The organism is Hydrogenovibrio sp. (genome assembly GCF_049975065.1).
Taxonomy (GTDB): domain Bacteria; phylum Pseudomonadota; class Gammaproteobacteria; order Thiomicrospirales; family Thiomicrospiraceae; genus Hydrogenovibrio.
This window is the reverse complement of sequence record NZ_JBNGDN010000122.1, coordinates 1-4,458: the sequence shown is the minus strand read 5'-3', so window position 1 is coordinate 4,458 and position 4,458 is coordinate 1. Positions and strand designations below refer to the sequence as shown.

At 49.5% G+C, this 4,458-nt stretch carries 4 protein-coding genes and 1 tRNA gene; 2 read left to right on the top strand and 3 right to left on the bottom strand.

What is annotated here, in order from left to right:
- A partial coding sequence (hemH, locus tag ACP5D0_RS10130) for a ferrochelatase (RefSeq protein WP_472365673.1) occupies positions 1-1,067 on the bottom strand: 1,067 nt, incomplete at its 3' end.
- Between the two features lie 159 nt (positions 1,068-1,226).
- On the opposite strand from hemH, the gene ACP5D0_RS10125 reads away from it, so the two are divergent.
- Both ACP5D0_RS10125 and ACP5D0_RS10120 read left to right on the top strand, forming a co-directional pair.
- Positions 1,227-2,222, top strand: a complete 996-nt coding sequence (locus ACP5D0_RS10125; RefSeq protein WP_472365672.1) for a YbgA family protein — start codon at positions 1,227-1,229, stop codon at positions 2,220-2,222.
- A gap of 228 nt (positions 2,223-2,450) precedes the next feature.
- A complete protein-coding gene (locus tag ACP5D0_RS10120; RefSeq protein WP_472365671.1) occupies positions 2,451-2,660 on the top strand; it encodes a cold-shock protein in 210 nt (69 codons plus the stop codon).
- Positions 2,661-2,788: 128 nt separating this feature from the next.
- On the opposite strand, the gene ACP5D0_RS10115 is transcribed toward ACP5D0_RS10120, so the two are convergent.
- Together ACP5D0_RS10115 and ACP5D0_RS10110 are read right to left on the bottom strand one after the other, a co-directional pair.
- Entirely contained in the window at positions 2,789-4,048 is a 1,260-nt protein-coding gene (locus ACP5D0_RS10115; RefSeq protein WP_472365670.1) for a TsoY family (seleno)protein, read from the bottom strand.
- 266 nt (positions 4,049-4,314) lie between these two features.
- A tRNA-Arg gene (locus ACP5D0_RS10110) sits at positions 4,315-4,391 on the bottom strand.
- Between the last annotated feature and the right edge of the window lie 67 nt (positions 4,392-4,458).

The window sequence follows — 4,458 nt, the reverse complement described above, 5'->3', positions numbered from 1 at the left end:
GCTTTGTCGGCGACCTTATCGAAGCCATCGCGTTGTGGCCAGCCTTGCGTTTGTTGCAGCAGCAGATCCGTGAGGGCGTCTGTGTGGTCATCGCGGAAGTTTAGGGCGGGAATGTAGCTGAATTTCTCGCCGCCGGCTTCTTCAAAGTATTCACGGTTTTCCTGATCGATTTCTTCGATGGTTTCCAAACAGTCGGCGGAAAAGCCTGGGCAAATGACTTGCAGGTGTTTCACGCCTTTGGCGGGCAAGCCTTTTAGGGTTGCGTCTGTGTAGGGCTTGACCCATTCTTCTTTGCCAAACAGCGATTGAAAGGTGACCATGTATTGGTCGGTCGCTAAACCGAGTTCTTCCGCAACCAGGCGTGAGGTGGCGCGGCATTCGCAGGGGTAAGGGTCGCCGTTGTCAAAGTAGCGTTTGGGAATGCCGTGATAGGACATCACCAGCAAATCCGGTTGGCCGTGTTCGGCCTGATGTTCGCGGATGCTGTTGGCCAAGGCTTTGATGTAGCCGGGATGCTTGTGGTAATTGCGCACAAAGCGCAGCTCGGGAATCCAGCGCCAGGTTTGCAGCTCGGCGGAGACGGCATCAAAGGTGGACGCGGTGGTGGCACCAGCGTATTGCGGGTACAGCGGTAAAACGATTAGGCGCTGGACATTGCGATCTTGTAAGGATTTCAGGGCGCTGGGAATGGAAGGGTTGCCATAACGCATTCCCAGTGCAAATTCAACACGGCCTTGGAATTGAGCACGTACCTTGGTTTCAATGTCGGCCAGTTGGCGTTGGCTGATGTCGAGCAGCGGTGAGCCGTCGCCGTAATGTCCCCACACTTCCTGATAGGCTTCGGCGGATTTGGCCGGGCGGGTATTAAGAATAATCAAGTTGAGAATCAGCTTCCACAGCCACCGTGCCGGGGGCGGTTCCACCACGCGCGGGTCCATCAGAAATTCTTTCAGGTAGGGTTTCAAGGCTTCTTTGGTGGGCGCATCCGGGGTGCCGAGATTGGTGATCAGAACGCCGACAGCGGGTTCGGAGCCGTGTTGGTAAGCGGTGTAATTTTTGTATTCCATAAGTAAGCTTCCTGTAATCGATTGTAGGGTTTCACTTTTCGAATCAGTATAATGGAAAAGTGTGCGTTGTACAATCATGTATATGTTTTGTATAAAATAATTATTTTTGCTGTACAATGTTTCGGTATATGGGTCAATTAATTGTTTGGGAGCTGAATCATGTCGTCACACCCTTTTGCTGAAATCTTTCCGAGATTGAATATTGCGGTATCCGATTGTTTGCGTGGCACTGAGTGTCGGTATAACGGCGGCCATGCGCAGGATGATTTTATCAACCATGAGTTGGCGAAGTACGCCGACTTTCGCCCCTTTTGCCCAGAAGCACCGGTCTTGGGTACGCCGCGCGAGACTATCCGCTTGGTGAATGTGGATGGCAAGATTCGGGTGCGGGGCACACGCAGTGAGCGAGACGTCACCGATGGTATTCGAGCATACAATGAAAAAATGATTCCCAAACTCCTTGAACAGGGCATTGATGGTGCTGTGGTGAAATCGCGTTCGCCCACGTGCGGACTGGAACGCATTAAAATCTACCGGCCAAGTGGGGAGTGGTTTGGTTCCAAGGATAAAATGGGGCAGGGGCTGTTCACAGAAAGTTTGCAACAGGCTGCGCCGCAGTTGGCCATAGAAGAAGAGGGGCGCTTGCAGGATGCATGGTTGCGTGAAAACTTTATGATGCGCGTTTTTACCACGGCGCGCTGGCGTGTTTTTTTGGCCTCGGAGCCTTCCGTGGCGGATTTTCAAGCGTTTCATCGCGATCACAAATACCTGTTGCTGTCCAAGTCCGAAGCCGATTATCGTGAGATGGGTCCGATTGTGGCCGCCACCACGCAAGCGAATTTTTCCAAGCAGTTGTCGTCTTATGAAATCAAGCTTTTTGAGGCGCTGGCACAGCGCTCCAAGCGGGGCGCGGTGATCAATGTGTTGGATCACATTTATGGCTATTTTAAAAAACAACTGACAGCATCGGAAAAGGCGCTTTTTCACGAAGCCGTTGATGAGTTTCGCGAAGGCATTGTCCCCTTGATTGCCGTGATCAAAGTGCTGCAGCAGTTTCTCGGTCACTATGGTTCCGATTATTTGCAGACGCAAGTGTTTTTCAATCCTTATCCGGCGGATTTGGCGTTGCGCTCCAAAGTAACGGCTTATCGGTAAGTTTGAATGTCGTTTTGGGTGATTGAAAATGAGTAAAAGTTGTAATTTTGCGACACTTTTGAATTTTTTGTGAAATGGTTTAAATTTACAGGCAATTCGCTGTATTTTCCTTATAATGAAATTTCCTAGGTTTTCAAATGCCTTGATTTTTCGGTTGTATTCTTTCGGATTTCTGCAAAAGATAGGTCTGGCTTAGGAGTGTATTCGTTTGTTATATAAGGAAAAAGCATGTCAGATTTAGTTACAGGCACAGTGAAGTGGTTTAACGATGAGAAAGGATTCGGTTTCATCGAGCAGGAAGGCGGAAAGGATGTGTTCGTTCACTTCTCAGCCATTAATGGCTCCGGTCGCAAAACATTGGCCGAAGGTCAAACCGTGACCATGGAAGTGACCCAAGGTCAAAAAGGGCCACAAGCCGAGAACGTTACCCCTCAATAAAAGTCTGCTCTCGCAGCCACATTCTTAAGCCCTTTTATTGGTTCCCAATCGAAGGGTTTTTTTATACCTGAACGTCACCAACACCAACGCGGCGCTGTGAAGCCGCGTCAGCCTGGGTTTCTGGCCGTTTAAGCGTTTTTTTGCGTCAGAATTTGACTGATTTCATCCGCCTGCCAACATTGAATATTGCCTCTGAAAACCATGCGATACACCAGTGCCGCCACAGTGAAAAGGGTGGTGGTAAGCAGTAGCGTTTCAATGCCAATCAGGGTGTAAAGCGGCCAACCGCTGCCGGAAAGCAACCCGGTTTTCAGTGCGGTCATGGTAAACAACGCCGTTATGACATAGCTGGAAACCAACATGCAGACCAACCCCAGTGAAAAAATCAGCGGTCGTTGTGCTTGGAAAAGGTGGCCGAAGAAGCCACGTCGCCAAAGGGTGAAAACGACCAGCAGAGCCAGCGTAACGGTAATGGCCGCGCCCCAAGTCATCATGTTTTTGGTGGCCAGTTCAAATTCGGCGAAGTTGTGTCCAATGTTGAGATAGTTTCGAACACTGGTGATTAGCCAGACATTAAAGGTGGTGATGGCCGTACCAAAGTTCATGACTTGTCCCCAGTGTTTGGCCTGGGATGTTGCTGACGCGTCCTGCGGCGCTGAGAAAAGCGCGGCGGCATCGCGTTTGAACACCGCCAGTTTCGATACAAACACGCCCATTGATAACAGCATAAAGGCCACTGACAAAATTAAAGCGGTGGTGACCACTTCGGTATGAGCGCCCAAGGCACCCGGTCCAGCCAAGTTCAACCCCATAAATCCTAATGCAAATGGCACCACCATAGAAGACTGCTCTGCAAAAGGGTGCCCCGCTGCTTTCAGTTTGGCTTTGGTCTGGCGATACCAGAAATATTGCCCTAACGCCATAAATGCAATGGCGGTGTTATAGGCCAACCAGAAAGGCCAGATCAGATTGTCCGCTTGTGCATTCAGATCAAAGAACATAATGGTGGCAAACGCCGAAACATTGCCGTACATCGCCAGTGACAAGGGCACACCAAACCAACCGGCGGTTTCCATTGGGTCTTGGTCGGAAAGCTGATGAGCCCCTGCCTTTAAGAACTGTACCGACTTATACAGAAAATAGGGAATCAGCACGCTACCGAACAAAAACAGCAACCAAAACCCGTACCAAGCCAGCGTGAGTCCAAGGTAAGCCGCCCCTTGGGTTGCGGCCAAATAGGTTTCAAATTGGGTAACGGACGGTAAAAAATGCCCTTTGTGGGGGATAAAGACATTCAGCACAAACACCAGCATTATGCTGGTGCCCATGAGTCCGAGCGGCATGAGCCAGTGGCGAGGGTGCCATTTCTGTTGCGCGAGCGTTTCCATATAATTATTTCCTTATATTAAATATGTTTATAACGGTATATGTGGAAATAAAAGTATAAGCATTTTCTAATGTTTGCAAAGTGCGTCTGCTACGGATTTTTATCATCCCCATACTGCCTCAATCTTTTTGCCAGGCCTGGTATTTTGTTGAGTTGGGATTCCCAGTGTTTTTTTGGCAGGTTGGCGAGGTCAGAAGAACAGGCGTTATCTGAAAAAACGTGTGAATGAATTCGTGATTGAATTCGTGAATGAATGCGAAACGGAAATGGTGCGCCCGAAGGGATTCGAACCCCAGACCTTTGCCTCCGGAGGGCAACGCTCTATCCAGCTGAGCTACGGGCGCTTGTTTGGAATGTGTCTTGAAAAGACGGCTATTATAAGGGTTTAACCAGAATATTTCACCGCTTTTG

What these genes read in the sequence shown, in the direction of transcription:
- ACP5D0_RS10125 (WP_472365672.1), top strand. Translation starts at nt 1,227, where the DNA reads ATGTCGTCACACCCTTTTGCTGAAATCTTTCCGAGATTGAATATTGCG.
- ACP5D0_RS10120 (WP_472365671.1), top strand. Translation starts at nt 2,451, where the DNA reads ATGTCAGATTTAGTTACAGGCACAGTGAAGTGGTTTAACGATGAGAAA.
- ACP5D0_RS10115 (WP_472365670.1), bottom strand. Translation starts at nt 4,048, where the DNA reads ATGGAAACGCTCGCGCAACAGAAATGGCACCCTCGCCACTGGCTCATG.